At 47.1% G+C, this 22541-nt stretch carries 13 protein-coding genes; 11 read left to right on the forward strand and 2 right to left on the reverse strand.

What is annotated here, in order from left to right; all coding sequences use genetic code 11:
- Positions 1 to 626: 626 nt before the first annotated feature.
- Together PJI16_10545 and PJI16_10550 are read right to left on the reverse strand one after the other, a co-directional pair.
- Positions 627 to 4892 (reverse strand): PKD domain-containing protein, encoded by a 4266-nt coding sequence (locus PJI16_10545; protein MDT3777996.1) that lies wholly within the window; start codon positions 4890 to 4892, stop codon positions 627 to 629.
- Between the two features lie 38 nt (positions 4893 to 4930).
- Complete coding sequence (locus PJI16_10550) at positions 4931 to 5890, reverse strand: tetratricopeptide repeat protein (GenBank protein MDT3777997.1); 960 nt, start codon at positions 5888 to 5890, stop codon at positions 4931 to 4933.
- A gap of 4118 nt (positions 5891 to 10008) precedes the next feature.
- On the opposite strand from PJI16_10550, the gene rfbF reads away from it, so the two are divergent.
- The 11 genes from rfbF to PJI16_10605 all read left to right on the forward strand — a co-directional run bounded on the left by rfbF (position 10009) and on the right by PJI16_10605 (position 22536).
- Positions 10009 to 10782 (forward strand): glucose-1-phosphate cytidylyltransferase, encoded by a 774-nt coding sequence (gene rfbF, locus PJI16_10555; GenBank protein ID MDT3777998.1) that lies wholly within the window; start codon positions 10009 to 10011, stop codon positions 10780 to 10782.
- Positions 10779 to 11774, forward strand: coding sequence for a GDP-mannose 4,6-dehydratase (locus tag PJI16_10560; protein MDT3777999.1), 996 nt, complete (start codon positions 10779 to 10781; stop codon positions 11772 to 11774). The genes rfbF and PJI16_10560 overlap by 4 nt, the downstream gene beginning before the upstream one ends.
- A 162-nt stretch (positions 11775 to 11936) precedes the next feature.
- A complete protein-coding gene (locus PJI16_10565; GenBank protein MDT3778000.1) occupies positions 11937 to 13175 on the forward strand; it encodes a class I SAM-dependent methyltransferase in 1239 nt (412 codons plus the stop codon).
- The gene (gene rfbC, locus PJI16_10570; GenBank protein ID MDT3778001.1) at positions 13172 to 13711 is read left to right on the forward strand and encodes a dTDP-4-dehydrorhamnose 3,5-epimerase; all 540 of its coding nucleotides are present in this window, start codon (positions 13172 to 13174) and stop codon (positions 13709 to 13711) included. The genes PJI16_10565 and rfbC overlap by 4 nt, the downstream gene beginning before the upstream one ends.
- A 23-nt stretch (positions 13712 to 13734) precedes the next feature.
- Positions 13735 to 15030 (forward strand): DUF4910 domain-containing protein, encoded by a 1296-nt coding sequence (locus PJI16_10575; protein MDT3778002.1) that lies wholly within the window; start codon positions 13735 to 13737, stop codon positions 15028 to 15030.
- Positions 15031 to 15196: 166 nt separating this feature from the next.
- The gene (locus tag PJI16_10580) at positions 15197 to 16177 is read left to right on the forward strand and encodes an NAD(P)-dependent oxidoreductase (protein ID MDT3778003.1); all 981 of its coding nucleotides are present in this window, start codon (positions 15197 to 15199) and stop codon (positions 16175 to 16177) included.
- A 130-nt stretch (positions 16178 to 16307) separates the two neighbouring features.
- A complete protein-coding gene (locus PJI16_10585) occupies positions 16308 to 17510 on the forward strand; it encodes a glycosyltransferase (protein ID MDT3778004.1) in 1203 nt (400 codons plus the stop codon).
- A gap of 104 nt (positions 17511 to 17614) precedes the next feature.
- Positions 17615 to 18367: a class I SAM-dependent methyltransferase gene (locus tag PJI16_10590; protein ID MDT3778005.1), complete on the forward strand. Its 753-nt coding sequence runs from the start codon at positions 17615 to 17617 to the stop codon at positions 18365 to 18367.
- A gap of 160 nt (positions 18368 to 18527) precedes the next feature.
- Positions 18528 to 19547 (forward strand): hypothetical protein, encoded by a 1020-nt coding sequence (locus PJI16_10595; GenBank protein ID MDT3778006.1) that lies wholly within the window; start codon positions 18528 to 18530, stop codon positions 19545 to 19547.
- A gap of 1317 nt (positions 19548 to 20864) precedes the next feature.
- Positions 20865 to 21347 carry a hypothetical protein gene (locus PJI16_10600; GenBank protein MDT3778007.1) on the forward strand — a complete coding sequence of 161 codons (483 nt, stop codon included), beginning with the start codon at positions 20865 to 20867 and terminating at the stop codon, positions 21345 to 21347.
- A 337-nt stretch (positions 21348 to 21684) separates the two neighbouring features.
- Positions 21685 to 22536 carry an ABC transporter permease gene (locus tag PJI16_10605; GenBank protein ID MDT3778008.1) on the forward strand — a complete coding sequence of 284 codons (852 nt, stop codon included), beginning with the start codon at positions 21685 to 21687 and terminating at the stop codon, positions 22534 to 22536.
- Positions 22537 to 22541 lie beyond the last annotated feature (5 nt).

Here is a 22541-nt window from a genome sequence, read left to right on the forward strand (position 1 = left end):
CGGGCCGAAGAGGATCGTAAAAGCCATGAATGCCATAAGGGACCGCTCTTGGAATACCTTTAGGTCCTGGGCCGTCAGCGTCACCATTTTCTTGAGGCGGGTTAGGGCGAGAAATGAAAAGCTTGCGTCGTTGCCTTAAATATGATCATTTCGTATTGGTCACGTCGCGGAGCCGTGGGTGCGTCATCTTGACCTTTTGGTCGTCCATGGAAGATCGCCCCATTCTCGAGCACCCAATTCGGGAAAGCTCGGTCGGTAGGAGGTCCCGTCAATTTTTCTGGCTCGATCAACATGCCGCTATCCGTGAACATCCAGCCCATATCCATCATCACTGCGTTAAGCGTTTACTTGCCCGCTAGAGCACGCGGGTTGCTAGATCCCTCGAGAGCCTTTAGTGGCCTTTTTGCATCGCCTCCTGTCTGTTCTCATCAGTGGCTCCTTTCGTTCCCGTCGGGAGTATTTCACTGACTGAGGAACCACTCGTCCCAAATACAACTGACTTTAAAGAAAACCATCACAAGAGATGGGGATATGCTTTCACTTGGATGATTGCGGAGTGGGATCAGCAGACCCAGTGATGGCCCCATTCTTTGGTATTACGTTGTAAGGCTTGGAAAAAGGCCCGTTTACAGAGGAGGACTCTGGGGTTGAACGATGACGGAATACATGCTGAATCCTCCTCCGCTCGCATTGCCCCCGAGGGTAATGGTCCCGGCGGGGAAGGACCGCACAAACAGGCTAAAGGTCGCATCCGAGGTCACCAGATTCGCGCCGGTATCCGAAAAGGTGCTCAACCATGAGGGTTTCGAAGTAATACGATCTCCATGGGCGACATAGACCGATACTGGTTGATTGACCGTGAAACTAAGGAAGTCGGCATTCGTCGCGGCTTTATCATTGTTGGCGGTTCGGATATAGGTGGCGCCCTGCACACTGGAGGGGACGGTAGTAAAGGTATAGGCACGGTCGATATAGACGGTGCCGCCGGCTTGGAGGCCTGAGGCGGGCACCACATATGTTTGCCCACTGGCGACGGTCAGATTCGAGAGGGTTAATGATGAGGGTGGAGGTGTGCTAGATACTGTTACTTGAATGGTTGCGGGGGTAGGATCGGCTAGCCCAAGGGCATCCGTCACCGTATAGGTCACGGTGAATACGCCGGCGGTATTAAAGGTGACGGAGCCGGGGTCCTCCACGGTGCGATCGGCCAGGCCCGAGCCCGAGCCAAAGGTCCACCGATGGGTGAATGGCGTATTGTTGTCTGGATCCGTGCCGGTGCCGGTAAAGGTGAGGGCTTGGCCTACCAGGATGCTCTGTGCCCCACTCGGCGTGTTGATGACCCCATTGGGGGCTTGATTGACAGGTCCTCCGCCACTCTGGGGTTGAACGATGACGGAATACATGCTGAATCCTCCTCCGCTCGCATTGCCCCCGAGGGTAATGGTCCCGGCGGGGAAGGACCGCACAAACAGGCTAAAGGTCGCATCCGAGGTCACCAGATTCGCGCCGGTATCCGAAAAGGTGCTCAACCATGAGGGTTTCGAAGTAATACGATCTCCATGGGCGACATAGACCGATACTGGTTGATTGACCGTGAAACTAAGGAAGTCGGCATTCGTCGCGGCTTTATCATTGTTGGCGGTTCGGATATAGGTGGCGCCCTGCACACTGGAGGGGACGGTAGTAAAGGTATAGGCACGGTCGATATAGACGGTGCCGCCGGCTTGGAGGCCTGAGGCGGGCACCACATATGTTTGCCCACTGGCGACGGTCAGATTCGAGAGGGTTAATGATGAGGGTGGAGGTGTGCTAGATACTGTTACTTGAATGGTTGCGGGGGTAGGATCGGCTAGCCCAAGGGCATCCGTCACCGTATAGGTCACGGTGAATACGCCGGCGGTATTAAAGGTGACGGAGCCGGGGTCCTCCACGGTGCGATCGGCCAGGCCCGAGCCCGAGCCAAAGGTCCACCGATGGGTGAATGGCGTATTGTTGTCTGGATCCGTGCCGGTGCCGGTAAAGGTGAGGGCCTGGCCTACCAGGATGCTCTGCGCCCCACTCGGCGTGTTGATGACCCCATTGGGGGCTTGATTAACTGGTCCTCCGCCGTTACCGGACTCCATCAGCCGGATTGCACTGCCATACTTCCCTGTGTATTGGCTGGCGACGTTTCCATCAAAGCTAATGGTGAGCAGGATCTTCCCATCGCTTCCGGACTGAATGTTGCTAAATCGCGCCACATAACCCTTATCATTATCTGCTGGTAGCCGAGTCGAGGTATCTGACGACCCGGAGAAGATTACCCCGCCGACCTCACTGGGATTATCGGTGGCGGCGGAACTCGCATTGATAAATGCGTCCTGTCCGGAAAGAGTTACGAGGGAGGCCCGATCCCAACCGTAAAAGTCTCGATGGGCAAAGAAGGCCAAATCGTAGGTCTTGCTCGGATTGAGCCCATTGAAGGTCAATAGGAGCGAGTTAGTGTCTTGATTGACATAGGAAATGACGCCAAGGGTACTGACTTTTCCATTAAAGATGGTGAAGGCGTCTCCCATGGTCGGGTTTGCGCCCTGAGTGGCTTGGCCACTACCGATAAACTCGCCGCCAGTGACCGTCAGGGTCACTCCGGTATCGAGGCCGGTGGTGAAATCTTTGAGCATGCCACTGCTGGGTAAGCCTGAGCCTCCGACGGGAGAGGTGAACTTCGTGATATTCGTTTCGAGTTGCCCTGATCCCCAGGCTAGGTCATTGTAAGCAGTAAAGCCTGTGCCTTGTGGCTGGACTGTTACTTGAATGGTCGCAGGGGTGGGATCGGCTAGCCCAAGGGCATCCGTCACCGTATAGGTTACGGTGAATACGCCAGCGGTATTAAAGGTGCCGGAGCCGGGGTCCTCCACGGTGCGATCGGCCAGGCCCGAGCCCGAGCCAAAGGTCCACCGATGGGTGAATGGCGTATTGTTGTCTGGATCCGTGCCGGTGCCGGTAAAGGTGAGGGCTTGGCCCACCTGGATGCTCTGCGCCCCACTCGGCGTGTTGATGACCCCATTGGGAGCTTGATTGGCAGGTCCTCCGCCACTCTGTGGTTGAACGATGACGGAATACATGCTGCTGTTCCCACCGCTAGCATTGCCCCCGAGGGTAATGGTGCCGGCGGGGAAGGACCGAGCAAAGAGACGGAGGGTGGTATCCGAGGTCACCAGATTCACGCCGGTATCAGTAAAAGTGCTCAACCACGTAGGTTTCGGGGTGATACGCAGGTCATGAGCGACCGATACGGAGACGGGTTGAGTGACTGTAAAGCTGAGAAAGTCAGCATTCGTCGCGGCTTTATCATTGTTGGCGGTTCGGATATAGGTGGCGCCCTGCACACTGGAGGGGACGGTAGTAAAGGTATAGGCACGGTCGATATAGACGGTGCCGCCGGCTTGGAGGCCTGAGGCGGGCACCACATATGTTTGCCCACTGGCGACGGTCAGATTCGAAAGGGTTAATGGGTTTGGTTGCGACCCACTCTTCTGAATAGCCATGGTGTCGGTGATGGCGCCTCCTGCCCGCAGATTTCGGAGGGTGAGGCTGCTGCCCGTGATGTCGAGGAGCACCGAGCCATAGGCCACATCAAACACCGCCATGACCGGATGCACGGGATGGGTGGAATCAAGATCATGCCCCCCATGGCCGGCCACGACATACACGGTTCCCTCGTGCGACACACCTCCGGCACTTTTCTGATACGCTCCGGTGCCCGAGGGCTGGCCATTGCCCGCATCCAGAATATGGCCATCGGCCAATAGGGTATTGAAGGACGGTGTAGCAAAGTTAGGTGAGGTGCCATAGCCGTAGGCGCCATCCAGGAGGTAAGACCGCTCATAGGCATGAGAATGCCCCGCAAGGACCAAATCCACTCCGCCGGCCTCCAGAATGGGTAGCACCGTCTCCCGCATATTGACCAATCGTCCACCGGAGTCGGCGGCATTGTCCGAGTCGTGGCCTTTCGAATAAGGCGGATGATGCCAGAAGGCGATCACCCACTCTTGCCCGGTGGCAGCCAGATCATTCTGTAACCAGGTCAACATCGGCGAGCCCGGAGCCCGACTACTGTCCATGGAGTCGAGCACAATGAAATGCACATTGGCGTAATCAAAGGCATAGTAGGCTTCGGTGCCGGAGGCCACCCCTCCCGCTTGGCCGCTGCTCGGCAGGACATGGGCTTCGTAGTAAGGCCCAATGCCCAGGGAACTGGAGCTGTTCGGAACCTCATGATTACCCAGCGTCGGCCAAAGAGGTGTCTGGCGGAGAATATCTTCGTAAATCTTAAAATGGTTGTTGGTAAATTGTGCGTCGGTGCCGCTTTGATACGCAATGTCCCCCATGTGCAAGATCAAGTTGGGAGCTGGCGGATTCAGCGCGGTCTCAGTCAGCATCGTATCCCGCACATTCCTTTGGTTGTTACTGGCGTCGCCCGAATCCCCCAGCACCCACGCCCGAACGGGTGTGGCCGACCCGACGGGGGGCGCCGTGACAAAAAAGTGCTGAGTAGTGCCGGTAACTTGCACACCGTTCGTCACGGTGCCGACGTTATAGAAATATTTGGTGGCAGCGGTTAGCCCGGTAATCGTAACAATGTGATCCTTGACGTTGAGTCCTGAGCGTGTGACCGCCGTACCGGTCGCCGTTTGGCTCAGAGAGCCGGCCACTGTGCCATATTTCACTTGGCTATTGTCTGCCGAATTCAGGTCCGTGCGCCACACCACCGTGACGGAGGTGGGAGTGACGAGTTGTAGATAGGGTTGCCGCACCACAGCGGCGGTCGCTGGCGTCACAAAAGTCACCAGCACAAATAGCGCACAGCCCAGCGCCACCATAATCCATTGTGATTTATTTAATTTTTCCAAGTGCACTTGCTGTTATGTAAGGGGCTGATGGCTAGTATTTATTGGTTCTCTAATTTTCTTAAGAGGTCATCGGCCTCGGAAAAGTGCGGAGTCTTTTGAATAGCCACACGGAGATCTTGTTTGGCTTCTTCCATCCGACCCATCGCTTGATAAACTTCCGCGCGGGCAAGTAGTTGCATGGCAGTCTGGCGTTTTCCCAGTACACGATTGGCTTCAGCTAATGCCTGTTCATATGCGAGGCTGGCTGCTTCCGATCGACCCATATTATCTAGGATTTCCGCCCGTTTGAGGTGCCAGGATGTCTTTACTGACGAGCCAGCTATCTCTTTGTCTACCAAGGCTAGGGCTTCACCGTATTGTTTTTGAACCATCCGTACACGGATGAGGCCATTTTTTAGTAAGATGGCATTTCCCAGCTTGGCAAGACCATCCTTATATCCTTCTGCCGCATCCTCAAGCTTTCCCAAAGATTCCTGGAGTTTTCCTCGAACAAGGTATAGCTCAATGGTAGGTTGCAACTGAATGGCTGACGTAAAGTCTGTAATGGCCAGTTCAGATTGACCAGTTCGTAAATAAATGCTCCCGCGTTCGGCCAAAGCAAAGACTCGTTTCGGGTCGGATTCATCCTCAAGAAAATAATCCAATGCGGTCTTAGCTTCCTTGTCACGGCCTAGGGCAGAGAGAGTCAAAGCGCGTTGTAAAGCGACAGTGCGGTTCTCGCGATTCAGCAGCCAGGCCCGTTCTAAGTCAAGCAAGGATTCGATGTATTTTCCATTGGACCGATAGACCTGCCCACGCTGGACTAGCAGATCCACATTATCTGGATCCTTGATCAATTCCTCGGTGATTTCATGAATTTCTGGATCAAGCCCAGAATGGGCAGTGGCCAGCTGGACGAGGCCAAAGCATCCGAGTGCCAGTGCCAAAGAGGCTATTGCCAGGACGGAAGATCTGTGTCGAGATCTGACTTGCTGGTCAATTTTAATGGAAACAGACATGAGTCTTTCCTTTTCATTATTGGGAAATAGGGGCATCTTGCTCATCCGTGCGCCTCTCTATAAGGGGGTACTGCTTTAGATTGATGCATCTTCGATTTGAAAATAGTTGTCATGTTGGTCTGGTCGACGATAAATTTTTCCTGGTTTTCGCGAGCCTTTTGTACAGGCGGTAACTTCTTTGATTAAGAGAAACATAATTGTAGACAGTTTATTATGAAATTGTAAAAGAAGCCAATTTCCGAAGCTAAATTTTCAGGGATATATAAACCCCTGGGCAATGCCTCTTTTAACCTATCGGTTTTTTTATCTCCGAAAGTACGGTATGTTCAGCGAGGCACTCGACTTGGTGTTTGAGTCCTCGGCCGACCCCCTTACTCCCACTCCCACTCCCACCTGGTAAGAGGGTCTGGCCTATTTGCTGCCTTACACTTTTTTAGCGCCAATGGGAGGACATAAGGATCTGTGTCACGTCATGACCGTCCAGTCCAGGAAGTTACATAAGGTCAGGCCATCTTCAGTGTCGACCGAATTAGTGAACAATTCCTGGTTCAGACTTGGGAAACTATGCTGAAGAGGTTTTTTTGGCGATCGTAGGTGTCTCCTCAAATCGCCGTCTGGATATATCCAGAAATTGGTTGTGGAACTCCCGAAAATCTAGGCATTGTGATTACCTAATCCAGGGCCCGACTAGTCTATGTCAACGATTTTTGCCTAAAGCAAGAACACTTATCTGGTGCAAAACATCATGGTTTCTTTTGGAACCTGCAGTCGTACGTCCTAACGGTCAATAACGGTAATGAGGATTCTCTGGTTCTCTCCCTCAATAATACCCTCCATCAGCCTTGTTCTTTCCCTGACCTGATTGTTAACAGCAAGGGTAGAGGTGAAAACACTAGCTTTTCTACGTTTACTCCCTAGCAGTGATAGGCAACTATGGCCCAAACGCCACCTAGATCAGTCAGTTGACGGCATCCCTATCGCGCTCTTGTTGTGTGGTGTGGTCGTAGAAGCTGCATTGCAGCAGTCCTGAATGGGAGCGCATAGCAGTTTGTTTAGCCTGGTCTGAGGCAGGGATCGTCAAAAACTCCCAATAGACAATTGGGGACCAAAAAACCTGGAAGAAAATTAACGTGGAGGGAGTCTTTTTCTATTTCATCGTTCCTCCTGAATGAGTACTGCCGAGTATTCTGCCACAGATCTAAAACAATATTACAGATTTCGTTGCCTGGAACCAAATACAGGATGGCTTAAGAAATTAGGGCCTCAAGCTCCGTTGATTTATCCACTTCAATATGGTTGGAGGTTGAACCAACTAAAAGGTCGGGGCAATTGTTATTGGAGCAGAAAAATGCCTATGAGGTTAAAGGAGAAGTGTTGAATGAGAAATACATTCATGTTTATTTAAGAAATGCTAACGAAAAAATTGGAGTAAAGCGTTGAGTTAATTGAATTTTCTGATATGCTCTAATGAAGATGGAGACAATATAATGTCGGATTCTCGGTGGGATCTGGTTCATAGTAAAGCTCGTCAGGAAGACGTGGCGGAGGCCAACTTACAGTTATTGGGTGTTTATATCTTCTGTCCAAGTTAAGAGGAAAGAGATTAAAATCGACTCGAAATAAGGCGAAAAGTGATGGAGAGGTATTATTCCCAGGGTATATCTTTATATGAGTTGACATGAAGACCGATATCGGAAAGTGACTTATGCTCATGGGGTTCTGAGGGATGGTCAAGTTTGGTGCCGCACCAGCAATAGTGGAAGAAGAAATCATTGACTCAATTAGGAAGAGAGTTCACAATGGAGCTGTTTTCCTTCCCCCCTTTAGCTTCCTTTGAATCTGGACAAATTATTCGTATTAATCACGGGCCTTTTCATGGCCTTGAAGCAATTTTCGAACAGAACAGAACGGAATGGGACCCAACGAGTTTCACTTCCTATGAAACCGTGGCGTTTCAAGGCCGTATGGTTATTGGTTGCAAGTGCGTGGTGTTGTAATGAGAATTGATACGGCCCATTTGGCCGTTACGCGGAAAATTGGGTCGAAGGCAAATTTAGTCAATAGGGTTTATTAACTCATTAATTATATTGAGCGACTATCCCTACTTTTTTCTTCATACATGAATAAGCATTCAAGTATAATAGCCTAAGTTACGACAAGGACAATTCAAAAATGGTAAGAAACAATTTGCCATTACATGCCATAGTTTCTTGATCATTTTGAATAATGGAATCAGAAGGGTAGGTGCCGTGAGTTCTAAAGTGCTCCCATTAGTCTTCATCTTGTCGGGCTGAGTAATTTTGGTATTTGTTTGAGCGGGAAAATTTGACCACAAGGTTGTTAACGCAGTTAGCTAGGTATGGCGGCAGCTTGGCAATTTTTGTCACAGGGAGGAATTGCCATCACCTCAAGGCAAAACGTGAAGTCATGATTTTTTTCGGGTAGAAGGACGTAAATCGGCGGTCAGATGAAATGCCGACTGTATTTTTCTTGATTTCCCACACGTAGGAATGAATCGTCCATGTAGTGGCCTGTTTCAATGTGTACGAATTTTTCTCCTTGTTTAATAGATGGATAATCTTAGTAATTTTGTGAGGATGTCATTGACAAAGTTCTCAAGGTTGATTCTGTCAGGGGTTTAGGGCTTAAAATTTCTTCTCGAGTCTGTTCTAGACAAATAAATGATAACCTAAGATTTTCTGGTTATTGGTGCTGGAATCATCGGTATTAATGTCCCCCCGACAACTGAAACGGCAGTTTTACGATGAGACGGGGACTGTTATTGAAAACGGAAATCACTGTGATACTCGCGCCAGTTGTCGGAATAGCGGGGTGTTGCACGTTGGTTTTTATTAATTCACCGGAAAGTCAAATTTACACGCATAGGAAGTAAACGGCTAATGGGATGGTGTGAATCCAAGCAGATTTCGATGAATAGGCTTGGAAAGCTCATTGTTACCAAAGATGGTGGCGAACATTTGGCTCAAGAAGAACTTCTCAGGTGAGGAAAATAATAAACGACATTGATATACAGGCTATTAATACCGTGGAAGAAGCAAACCCATTGAGCCTAGTGTGAAACTTACCAACAAGCTCTGTTTTTTTAACAATATCAATAATCGATCCAATTGAAGATATGCAATCAATGCCTAGGGATGCCATTGATGAATGGGTACAGGTTCGTTGCGCAAATTAGTATCTCAGGATAAGGAAGGAATGTCTTTACCTCAGGCGGTGCCTTTATATGTAGGGTATTTCATTTTTGAGCCTAGACTTTATGCAGACAAAATTGAAAAGGATTTCGGTTTTTTCGAGAATTATAAAAATTTGCCATTTTTTAAAGGACTCTCCTACTCGGATGAGCCAAGAGGAGGCATCCGAACAAATTTTCATCCATCTCCAAATTTGCGAAATCCTTTTCTCAGAGCTCGGGTCACAGTCAACTCGGAGGGAAAGCGAAGATTAGACCAACCGCGATTCCGGCCTTTTGGCGGGAACAATTTTTCTGAATCGAGAAATTTAGCCTTCAAGAGTTGAGGAAATACTCCTGCGTTCATCTGATTACTTTGGCTTCGGCTTTACTAGATGGGGTGCAGCCAGGGAACTAGACGTCCTGGGGAGAGACCAGCGATAAGAGGGCAACTGGTCAATGTGAAGGCTTAGAGGTTTTTAATGGACTTTGTCCTTGAAGGAGAGGACAAATCCATTTAAATTTTAATGCAGTCTTCCTGGGTTTATATGCTCTACCCCTTTTTCAGAGTTAGTCTGTGAGGATTTAGCCGAAATGGAAAGTTGATTAAGTTTAGTTGGTTCAATTGGGCCATCAAGGGTTATCAATGTGGGTAGGGAATACTGAGTCTGAATGTGGGCATGTAGATGAGACCTCCTGCTTAAAGCCATGGTTTAATGGCCCGCTGCAAAAAACCAAGTCGAAGAGCTGTGGATATAGTGGGAAATTTTCTGATCGCATCAGATCCATGCCCCTCAAAAAATTAGGTGGTCACATACGGACTAGTAGGTTTTCGGAATTGGGTTGTTGACTGTTTTTCTTTTAGCTCTGGGTGCGTCCTTGGCCTGGGTATTATAATTGACGAGCAAATAAGAAAAGGGACAGGATTATGAAAGCCGTTATTCTCGCTGGTGGATTGGGAACTCGATTTTCTGAGGAAACCGCCTTAAGACCAAAGCCCATGATAGAGATCGGAGGGAAACCAATCCTTTGGCATATCATGAAAGTGTATGCGGCTTATAATGTTACCGAGTTCATCGTGGCATTAGGGTACAAGGCTGAGGTCATTAAGGAATACTTTTTGAACTTCTATGCTATCAATAATGATCTTACGATCGATTTAGCGAATGGAAAAACCACGATACATGATGGCAAACAGCCAAACTGGAAAATCCATCTAGTGGATACTGGAATGCATACGCAAACAGGTGGAAGGCTCAAACGCCTTAAAAGATGGTTAGGTGATGATGAAACTTTTTTGTTTACGTATGGTGATGGAGTGGCGGACCTTGATATTGAATCGGTGATTAAATTTCATCATTCACATGGGAAATTGGCAACCGTAACCACTGTACGTTCACCTGCCCGGTTTGGACGAATCGGGTTTGAAGGAGATAGGATCTGTAACTTTCATGAAAAACCTGAATCAGGGGAAGGATGGATAAATGGTGGATTTTTTGTGTTAAATGGTAAGGCCATTGATTACATCCGTGATGATGAAACATCCTGGGAGAAAGAGCCGTTGGAAGGTCTGACCAAAGATGGACAAATGATGGGATATCGGCATTTTGGGTTTTGGTCCTGCATGGATACCTTAAAAGAGAAAAATTATTTGGATGAATTGTGGAATTCCGGGCAAGCCCCTTGGAAGGTATGGAAATGAGTATATTGTGGAGTGAAAGCCGGGTTTTAGTAACTGGCGCAACCGGCATTGTCGGTTCCTGGCTGGTGAAAAGCCTGCTTGAAAAAGGTGCCTTCGTGGCTACCCTAATTAGAGATTGGAATCCTCAGAGCGAGCTCATTCGAAGTGGTGATGTTAAAAGAACAACGGTGGTTTCAGGAGAACTGGAAAATTATCAGGCTCTGGAGCGTGCCATCAGCGAGAATGAAATAGACACGGTGTTTCATCTGGCCGCCCAGCCGTTGGTGGGGATTGCTTTGCGAAGCCCGCTGCCAACGTTCGAAGCGAATATTCGTGGCTCATATCATGTACTGGAAGCTTGCCGGATTCATAAAAACCTGGTCAAACAAATTGTCGTGGCCAGCAGTGATAAAGCCTATGGTGATGTTGAGGTCTTGCCTTATACGGAAGATATGCCGCCTTTGGGACGGTTTCCCTATGATGTGAGTAAAAGTTGTACCGATTTGCTCGCGCGCTCGTATAGCCAGACATATGATTTGCCTGTCACAATTGCAAGGTGTGGAAACATTTTTGGAGGAGGCGATCTAAATTGGAGTCGCATCGTTCCGGGCACGATTCGAAGCTTCCTGAGGCAGGAATGCCCCATCATTCGGAGCGATGGAAAATTTACACGGGATTACATCTTCGTCCTTGATGTTGTGCAAGCCTATCTTCTTCTGGCCTTACACGCACGGGAGGAGGGAGTTCGTGGCGAGGCGTTTAATTTTAGCGGAGAACAGCCGTGGACGGTCTTGGATGTTGTGCGCGAAATTCAAATACAGATGGAGTGCCATCAGTTAGCCCCAATCGTAATGAACCAGGCCAATGCCGAGATCCGGGATCAATATCTCGACTCCAGCAAAGCTAAACGGATGCTCAAGTGGGCTCCCTTGTATAGTTTGGAAAAAGGGCTGGCTGAGACAATTACATGGTATAAAGAATTTCTCGAGCAAAAAAGTATGACGAAGTGTTAAAGAAGAAGGCCCCTCACATTGGGCCCTGTTAAAAATATTCCTCCCAATACACAATACGTGACTGGTAGATCGTCGAAATGTTTCGTTTTTGGCGTGGATTGCAGCCGGCCCCATAATCCCCGATTTCCGGAGTGAAGGCGGTCGACTCAAGAGGGGAAAACTATGAAAAATTCACAGTCTTGTCGGTTTTGCCGTACGGTACTAGAGCATACGTTTCTTGATCTAGGGACTTCCCCTTTTTCAAATTCCTATGTGAAAGCCGAATGCTTGGGGGAGATGGAACCGTTTTTCCCATTGTATGCCTTTGTCTGTAGCCGGTGTCTTCTGGTGCAGTTAAAGGACTGTTCAACTCCTGAGAGAATCTTTAGCGATTATGCCTATTTTTCTTCCTATTCTGATTTGTGGCTTCAACATGCGCGCGCGTATACAGACATGATTCAGGAACGGATAAAACTGGATGAACGGAGTCTTGTGGTTGAAGTCGCCAGTAATGACGGCTACTTACTTCAATATTTCGTCAAAAAGGGCATTCCCGTTTTGGGAATCGAACCGGCGGAAAATGTGGCCAAAGTGGCTACCGAAAAAGGGATACCTACACGGGTATCGTTTTTTGGGGAACGATCGGCTCAAATTTTGGTTGAAGAAGGAAAGCAGGCAGATTTGTTGATTGGCAATAACGTCTTAGCTCACGTCCCGGACTTGAATGATTTTGTCCGTGGGCTTCAAACGCTGCTCAAACCTCAGGGTGTCATCACCATGGAATTTCCCCATGTGATGCGCCTCATGGATGAAAATCAATTTGACACGATTTACCACGAACATTTCTCGTATTTCTCATTTGGCACCGTAGAACAGGTATTCCGGAAGCACGGGTTAATTCTTTTCGATGTCGAAGAGCTCCCCACCCATGGCGGGTCTCTTCGAATCTATGCTCGCCATGAAGCCGATCACTCAAAGCCAGTGGAGTCCAGAGTTGCGGCCTTGCAGGATCGGGAGAAAAAGGCAGGCTTACAAACCTTAGATCATTATCTTTCTTTTGCCGAAAAAGTCCATCATACCAAGAGGCAACTCCTGTCCTTCTTGATTGAGGCGAAGGAAAAGGGGAAGACTATCGTAGGGTATGGTGCTCCGGCTAAAGGGAATACCCTCTTGAATTATTGTGGGATTCGTACGGATTTCATTGATTACACAGTTGATCGTAGCCCCCACAAGCAAGGGCTTTACCTGCCAGGGACGCATATTCCAATCCATGACCCCGATTCGATCAGGAGAACGAAGCCTGATTACGTCTTGATCCTTCCCTGGAATTTGAAAGATGAAATTATGCAGCAAATGGCCTATATCCGCGAATGGGGCGGGGCATTCGTGGTGCCAATTCCGGAAGTCCGGGTGTATCCGTGATTTTTACCGAATCAACAATCAAGGGAGCCTTCTTAATTGATCCGGAGCGTATTGAAGACAGTCGGGGGTTCTTTGCACGAACGATGTGTCAACGAGAGTTTGAGGCCCATGGAATCACATTCAGACAGGTGCAATGCAACCTTTCTTTTAATAAAAGGAAAGGGATCCTTCGGGGGATGCACTACCAATGTGCTCCGTATGAAGAAGCCAAGCTCGTCTCGTGCATCAAGGGCGCAATCTACGATGTGCTGATCGATCTGCGGCCTTTATCTCAAACGTATACTCAGCATGCGGCGGTCGTTCTCACCGCGGAAAACCGGCGGATGCATTATATCCCTGAAGGATGTGCCCATGGATTTCAGACTCTTGAAGAAAATACGGAGATTTTTTACCAAATATCGGCATTCTACGATCCTCGATGTGCTAAAGGGGTGCGGTGGGACGATCCTGCGTTTGGGATTCAATGGCCAGCCGATGAACGCCTCATATCTGACCGCGACCTAAGTTACCCCGATTTTATCGAACCCCAACATTGAACACGATAAGGCTGCGTGGCCGTATGGATAACAAAGTTTCAAATCAAATCGGGCATGAGATCTATCAGTTTCTTGCTGAACTGTATCCCATCTGTCGGAGTATTACAGGTCATGGCGTTCGGGAGACACTAAAAGGAATTGCACGCCATGTCCCCGTGAAGATGCATGAGATTCCAAGCGGAACCGAGGTGTTTGATTGGGTAGTGCCACAGGAGTGGAACATTCAGGATGCGTATATTAAAAATAAAAAGGGAGAACGGGTTGTCGATTTTAAGCAATCGAACCTGCATGTTGTCAGTTATAGTCAGCCCATTCACACCACGATGACGCTTGAAGAATTAAAACCCCATCTGTATTCATTGCCCGAGAATCCTGATTGGATTCCATACCGAACCTCCTACTACAAGGAAAGCTGGGGATTCTGTCTGACTCATCGGCAATTGATGGCGATGAAAGATGAGGAATATGAGATATGTATCAATTCAACCTTAGAATCCGGGCATTTGACCTACGGGGAATACATCATAAAAGGGGAAACTGAAGAAGAGATCTTGATCTCCTGTCACACCTGCCATCCATCCTTGTGCAATGACAACCTGTCCGGAATTGCCGTTACGACGTTTCTGGCCAAGACGTTGAGCGGGCGCTCATTACGGTATTCTTACCGCTTTCTCTTTATTCCAGGGACGATTGGGTCTATTACCTGGCTGGCGTTGCATGAAACCCAAGCGTTCACAATCACCAATGGCATGGTGGTGACCGGGGTGGGAGATCCCGGACCATTAACGTATAAAAAGAGCCGGCAAGGCAATGCCGGGATTGATCGGGCCTTCACGCATATCCTGAAAACCTCGGGGTTGGAGCATGACATCATCGATTTCTTCCCCTATGGGTATGATGAAAGGCAATATTGTTCCCCGGGCTTCAATTTGCCAGTGGGCTGTTTCATGAGGACACCTCACGGAGAATATCCCGAATATCATACGTCAGGCGACAATTTAACGTTTGTCCAGCCTCAGTCGTTGGAAGAGTCCTTGATCTGCTGTGAAAGGGCGTTAAATATTTTGGAAAGGAACAAAACATTTCTCAGTCAAAATCCCAAGTGCGAACCCCGTTTAGGAAAAAGGGGCCTCTACCGGGCCATTGGTGGTCAATCGGAAGGCGCGAAAAGGGAGATGGCGATGTTGTGGGTGTTAAATTTTTCTGATGGAATGCATTCGCTCTTAGACATTGCCGAACGATCTGGATTGGAGTTTGAGTCCATTGACAAAGCCGCTGAATCCCTGGAAGAGCACGGACTTCTAAAGGAAGTATCATGAGTGCCACGCCCAATGAATTCTCATGGCGGACACCATGGACATCAAGGTGAGTGAGGCTGCAGTGGAGAGGAAAGACGACTTGTGCGATGGTTCAAGAGAAAATTACTACGGCAGGCTCCTCGATCAGGCGAATGATGATCTTTTCCATGTGGTCGGGAGGTGAAAAATGACCTCTCCTAATGGGAACCCCCTGGTGGAAACGACCTCTTCATGGAAAGCTCGCACAGTTATGGTCACCGGTGCCAGCGGGTTTTTGGGATCGCATTTGTGCCGTCACCTAGGCATGCGCGGTGTGGAAGTACATGCGATATCCCGATCTCAACGAGACCGTCAGAAAGGTGGACCCATCTGGTGGAAATCGAACCTGGAGGATTTCGGAGCGGTCCGCAGGTTATTCGAATCCATAAAGCCCGACGTCATTTTTCATCTGTCCGGGTTAGTCTCAGGAATTCAGAACAGAGAACTAGTTCTGCCGTCATTCCACAGCCTGCTCACCAGCACGGTGAATCTTTTAACGGTTGCGGCGGAAATGGGATGCCACCGCATCGTGCTGGCCGGATCCCTCAATGAACCATCGGATGATGGAGAGAGTATTCCCAGTTCACCCTATGCGGCTGCCAAGTGGGCGAGTAGCGGCTATGGGCGTATGTTTCATGCGCTCTATGGTACGCCCGTGGTCATTGTCAGGACCTTTATGACATATGGACCAGGACAGGAAACCCGCAAGCTGATTCCCACCGTCGTACATTCTCTGTTGAAAGGAGAATCGCCTAAACTTTCCAGCGGGCAGTGGAAGGCGGACTGGATTTATGTCGATGACGTTATCGAGGGGTTTCTTGCCGCTGCTCAAGTGCCACAAATTGAAGGGACCACGGTGGATTTGGGATCGGGGACACTGGTGACCGTTCGTGAATTGGTTGAACGGTTGGTTGAGGTAATGGGGAGTGGGGCTCAACCTCTATTCGGCGTCCTCCCTGATCGAGTATTGGAACCAGCGCGAACCGCCGAGGTATTGAAGACATTCGAGAAACTCGGGTGGAAACCAAGAGTTTCGCTTGAAAGTGGGCTGAAGCAAACCGTGGAATGGTATAAAGCTCAACTTTCTGCCTCCAAAAAATCTCAACTCCCAGGGCATTCGAATGAATGAGGTGTTTTCCATGGTATGGGGTTGGGAGTTCCAGATTTGCAGCTTCTTATTCAACTAATCTTTGCCAGAGGGTTCTTGTCCTCTGTAGTCATAGCTTCCAAATCCAAATGAGAAGAAGGCGCTTTTTCTAATGAAGATTGTTCGTAGTTATGGGAAACAAATACTTAAGTTTTCCCATGCAGCACTCGGGAGTATTCTTGAGGAATTCAATTCGCCTTTTAATAGAAAGGTGATATCCCTTAAGCCTGAGGGACCGCCTCGAGGTCATGTGCTTCTCTCCTATAGAATTGAACTTTTTTCAACCAAACCGGGACAACCAATCCCTTATTATCACTATAACCGTCAATTGTCCGTCGTAATGGCAAGAACTTTTACCGATCTCGGTTTTGCTGTTGATGTCATTAGCAATCAGAATAAGAGTTTTCTTCCTAAAAAGAAATATGATTTTTTTATCGATACCCGGATGAACTTTGAAAGACTCGCCCCTCACCTTAATAAGGACTGTATTAAGATACTTCATGCGACTACGGCCCATCCGCATTTTAATAATTTCGCCGAAACGAAACGACTTTTGGCCTTACAGGAAAGAAGAAATGTAACTCTACGTTCCAGAAGATTCATGGAGCCAAGCTTTGCCATGGCAATTGAGTATGCGGATTCCGTGGTCGTTCATTGTGCATTCGGTGTCAAAAATTTCAATTATGCTAATAAGCCAATTTATCTGGTTCCGAATGCGGTTCCCTATAGGTATCCCTGGTCGGATTCAAAGGATTTCGAATCCTGTCGATTCCGATTTTTATGGTTGGGGAGTGAGGGAATGGTGCATAAAGGTCTTGATTTGGTTTTAGAGGCATTCGCAGGAATGCCGGAATATCATCTGACGGTTTGCGGCCCGGTCGCGAGAGAAAAGGATTTTGAGCAGGCCTATTTTAAGGAGTTGTATCATACTCCCAATATTCATACTCGTGGATGGATTGACGTTGAAAGCGCTGAGTTTATGGACCTGACCAATCGCTGTCTCGGATTGGTCTATCCATCATGCTCTGAAACGAATGCCGGTTCGGTGTTGACATCACTGCATGCTGGCCTTATCCCAATCATAAGCTATGAGTCCGGTGTGGATGTGAGTAAGGAGGAAGGTGTTGTCCTTGAGGATTGCTCAATCGAGGCGATTCGGGAGGCGGTTCGTCAAACTTCGTCTCGTTCTACTCAGGAACTCAGGCGTATGTCCAGAAAATCATGGGAATTTGCTCAAGAAAATCATATGGTGAACAATTTCGAAAAGAAATATCGAGACGTGATAGAAAAATTGATTAGTGAATATAAAAAATAATATTCAGGATTTTGTTGTGGTTATTAGTCCGAGTTTAAACGCGAAATAGCCAATTGCTAAAAGACCGTCTAGAGAATTAAAAAAGGATTTTAACGATATTAGAGATGGTATTAAAATTGAAACAATTGATAAAAAAAATTCCGGGTGCCTATCCTGCCTACCAATGGATTGTGAAAATTTGCAAAGAAGTGGCTTCACGTCTGAAATCCACGGAGGCTATATTCACTGAAATATACAAGGAAAATTATTGGAGGGGTAAAAATAGTGTATCCGGGCAAGGTTCAGATCTTGATCAAACACAGACGATTGTGAAAGAACTGCCAATTCTCTTTGATAATTTGAAAATTTCCACAATGCTTGATATCCCTTGTGGCGATTTTTTCTGGATGAAAAGGGTGGATTTAAGAGGAATTCATTATACAGGAGCAGATATAGTTGGAGAATTAGTTGAGCGGAATCGATACTTATATCAGACAAATAATATCATTTTTACGAAGCTAAATCTTTTACGAAATGACTTACCTCAAGTTGATCTTATTTTTTGTCGGGATTGTTTAGGGCATTTTTCCTTTTCGGATATTTTTATGGCCTTGCAGAACATGAGTAGGAGTAGATCGACCTATTTGCTCACAACAACATTTCCTGAACGACAAGCAAACCGCGACATAAAAACCGGCCAATGGAGGGCCCTGAATCTTGAAGCGGTCCCTTTCCAATTTCCTCCCCCCCAATCACTTCTTGTAGAACATTGCACTCAAAAGACTAGTAGGGGGGAGTACAAGGACAAATCTTTGGGGCTCTGGAAAATTAGTGATATTGAAAGCATTTTAAAACGACTGCCCTCCTCTTATTTATGAGGGAGAAATTTGTGGACACAGATTTCCTGACGAATGTTGGTGGCAGTTTTAGGTTTTTACTCTGAGTGGAAAAAATGAAAATTTTCATGCTCCTGGACGGACAGGGAAGATTGCTGTACGCCTTCTCTCTAGGCACTGACTAATTGGAAGTAAGCCATTAATGAAGAAATTTACAATATCCCCACTTGTCCTTTCTGGAGTAATCATCATTAGCCTGGTAATAGGGGCATTGATCTGGAGGGTGAGTTCTCCGTACTTTGGGGTTGTACGAGGCTTTTTAAGTCCGCAGTTAGAGAACGTTGGTTCCGGTCCCTGGTCGATTGGAATTTACAAGGGTGAATCTCCATTTGAATTACATGATCCTGAAGACATCTCGAATCCCGTTCTTACGGCAAAGGATGTTAAAGATGTCGATGCCAAATTTGTAGCCGATCCCTTTATGACAACCAAAGATGGTCGTTTTTATCTGTTTTTCGAAGTGTTGAATCAGGCCAATAATCAGGGAGATATTGGATATGCCGAAAGCGAGGATGGTAAAAAATGGGAATACAAGAATATTCTTATCAATGAACCGTTCCACCTATCCTATCCTTACGTGTTTGAATGGGAAAGCAATGATTACCTAATACTGGAGAGTCACGAGGATCTCTCGATCAGACTATATCGGGCCAAGTCATTTCCTGCGGAATGGCAATTCGTGAAAAGCATTTTCAATGGAGAGCACTATGTGGACCCCTCAATTTTTCGATATGAGAATATCTGGTGGTTGTTTTATACAAACCCACAAAATGACGCATTAAATCTCTATTATGCTGACGAGTTAATGGGGGATTGGAAGCCTCATCCGATGAATCCGATCGTGAAATTAAATAAGCATATTGCCAGGCCGGGCGGAAGGGTTCTTGTTCATGATGGGCGGATTTACCGGTTCACTCAAGATACTGAGCCACGTTATGGTATTCAGGTGTTCGCCTTTGAAATAGAAAAATTATCAAAAACCGTCTATAAAGAAAAAATCGTTTCAGAAAAACCTGTCGTCACGATGTCAGGAGAAGGTTGGAATGCGTATGGCATGCACCATGTCGACCCGCATTTCATCAATGGGCAATGGATAGCCGCGGTTGATGGAAGATGCGGGCCCAGTTCAATCCCTTGTAAAACATATTCAAAAAGAAAATAGGCGGCTCAATAATTATGTTGTCGGTAGAAGCCTGTCGGAAAATTTCACATAAAACGCCCCCATTGATTTGGAATTTGGTTACCCCAACCTCAACCTCTTATCCTAAACCCTTATTCAAGTACCGCCGGGATGGGTGACAGTTGCTGATCGGTTGGTGAACCAGCTCTGTCAAGCTGTCCCTTCTTTGTCGGAGCCCATGATGGGATCCAAATTGAAGGGACCCTCAACCTCCTAGCCGAGGATGTTTGGGAATGGCAGTAAGACAGGCAGCAAAAATCATAAGAGGAAATCTTAAAAGCCTAAGGCTGGGAGCATTTCGGGACGATAGATAAAAGGAGTCTGAATGGGCTGTTTCTGAAATGGGTGCAATTATTCTCCAGTCGGCAATATGTCATCCAGCGGATTGAAACTCTGAGTGAGTAATTCGTTACTTCTCATATAATCTGAGAAAAGGTTTCGTCTATTGATGGTTTAACCCGGAGTTGAATGAAGGTTTTCCCATGCAAATTTGCTGTAGATGGTTATTCGGTCATGGGTTCAACCCCCAAATTAATAGAAATGCCAGCAATATCTATGAACTATCTACTACCTTGCTCAACGTAAAGAAAGGAATGAGTTTTGCTTTCATTGTAATCTCGGTTGAGTAGCTAGGTCCCTCACCCAAGTTATAAGTTGAATTAGGATAGGGCAATTTTGAAAAATTGGATTAAAATTTTTCTCATTAATATTGGCGTGGTGATCCTAATTTTTGTCCTCGCCGAAATCGGGTTGAGGGCCTATTCTACCCTCAAATCTTGTCTGATGGAGCAATGTGACGGATCCTTATTCACGAGGTTCAATCTCTTCCATGAAAATAAGATGATTGGCCTTTCCACCCTCGATCCCCTCCTGGGGTATAAGCCCAATCCGGGTTTTAGGGGGTTCATTCATCATCCACCGTATTGGGATAACGTGTATGTCTCTATTGACCGCCACGGATTTCGTCAACATAGCGATGACAACACAATGAGTGATCATTCCGGAACAAAAGTGTTAACCGTGGGTGATAGTTTCACTTTTGGCGACCAAGTGAATAACTCTCAAACCTGGCCGGCTTGTCTCGCACAAAAAACAGGTCATAAGGTTTTAAATGGCGGAGTGGGTGGTTATGGAGTTCTTCAATCGGTCTTGAGAGCTGAACAGGAAGTCGCCAAGCATGGACCTTTTGACACCATTATCTGGTCGATTACAGTGGGAGCAGATTCTCGTCGCGCTCGATTAATGGTTCGGTCGAATTTCCCTAAGCCCCATATCGCCACGGTGGAAGGAAAGACGAGGATGGTGCCGCCAATGGATTTTAATCCTTCTCCGGATTTCATGTGGTTGCTTGGATATTCGGTGATCCTTCAGAGGCATTTGTTGCCGATACTTCAGAAAAGATGGAATTTTGAATATGACGGACGATATGAAATTCCAGGGAGGAATGCTGCAGAAATAGAGGATATCATTGATTTTACCTTTCAACAATATGCCAAGCTTACGGGGACGAAAAGAAAGGTAATCTTACTACAGTATGGTCAGGGAATTTTTCTGGACGAGGGCTTTGAAAGAAGAAATAATGAACGAGAGCTGATTAGAAAATATGGGGAAAAATATGATCTTGAAATAATTGATTCATTTGATGAGATTTATGTTCCTGAAAAGAGGGAGGAGCTTTGGTTTGGATATAGGGACCATGGTCATCACACCCCTTATGGGAATAGAGTGGTCTGCGATGTTGTTTTTAATTGGCTCACAAAGGACACTTCCAAAGTATTTTAGTTGTCCAACTCAAACGCATTCTAGTATTTCGATATTCTCCTATGAAATATTTGAGCTATGAAAGAAGGTGTTTAACAAAAAATCTCTCCTTTTTCAATAGACGAGTTGTAGCCGTGATAGGTAAAAGTGGCCTGCCAAAACCATTCATAATGCGGGCGTATATGGCATAAATATACATGGATAGTAGTGGGTAACGAAAAGTCCAAAGCCGTCAAATCCGTAATAATACGCTGACGTAAATGGTAGAGAGTAGTTGGACAGAGAGTGCAGGGTCTGTAATAGTCACACTTTTCCGAATTCGTGACAAAACTTAAGGATTAATATGTTTGGAAGCAAAATGAAGAATACAGAAGAAACTGGGTGCTCTAGTGCAGATGTGGTAACCATTATTCAACCTGATTCCGGCTGGAAAATTATTAATTTTAAAGAGCTGAATGATTATCGAGATCTGTTTTACTTCCTCACTTGGCGGGATATTAAGGCGTTATATGCGCAAACCGTTTTGGGATTTTCATGGGCAATCATTCAACCCCTTGTGCAGATCATAATTTTCACGGTTATTTTTGGAAAAGTTGCGGAACTGCCAACGGAGGGAATTCCCTATATTTTATTTTCAAGTGTGGCAGTGATCCCCTGGACGTATATGTCACAGGCGCTCACGCAATCGAGTCAAAGCCTCCTTCAGGGATCGAATATATTGGGAAAGATTTATTTTCCTCGAATAATTTTTCCCATTACTCCAGTTTTGGCGAAGCTGGTTGATTTTGGAATTTCCCTGTTCATTGTCCTCTGTATCATGTTGTATTATCGAGTGTCGCCCACATGGAATCTCCTGCTTTTCCCCGTGCTGGTAGTCATGATGATGGCTGTCCCGTTGGGTATAGGATTGTGGCTATCTTCACTGGCCATTCGATTTCGTGATATCAAACAAGCCATGCCATTTTTTATTCAAATGCTCATGTATACTGCCCCAATCGTCTATTCGGCATCATCAATCCCTGAGGGGTATCGGTTGCTGTACTCGCTAAATCCTCTCGTAGGCGTCATAGAGGGTTTCAGAGCGTGTTTGCTAGGTACGCCCATTCCCTGGCTGTACATCTGGCCTGGAGCACTGACAGCGGTCCTGTTGGTCATCAGTGGAGCGGTGTATTTTAAGCGGATGGAGCGTATCATTGTGGATGTGATTTAAGAAAC

This window comes from Nitrospira sp. MA-1 (genome assembly GCA_032139905.1).
Classification (GTDB): domain Bacteria; phylum Nitrospirota; class Nitrospiria; order Nitrospirales; family UBA8639; genus Nitrospira_E.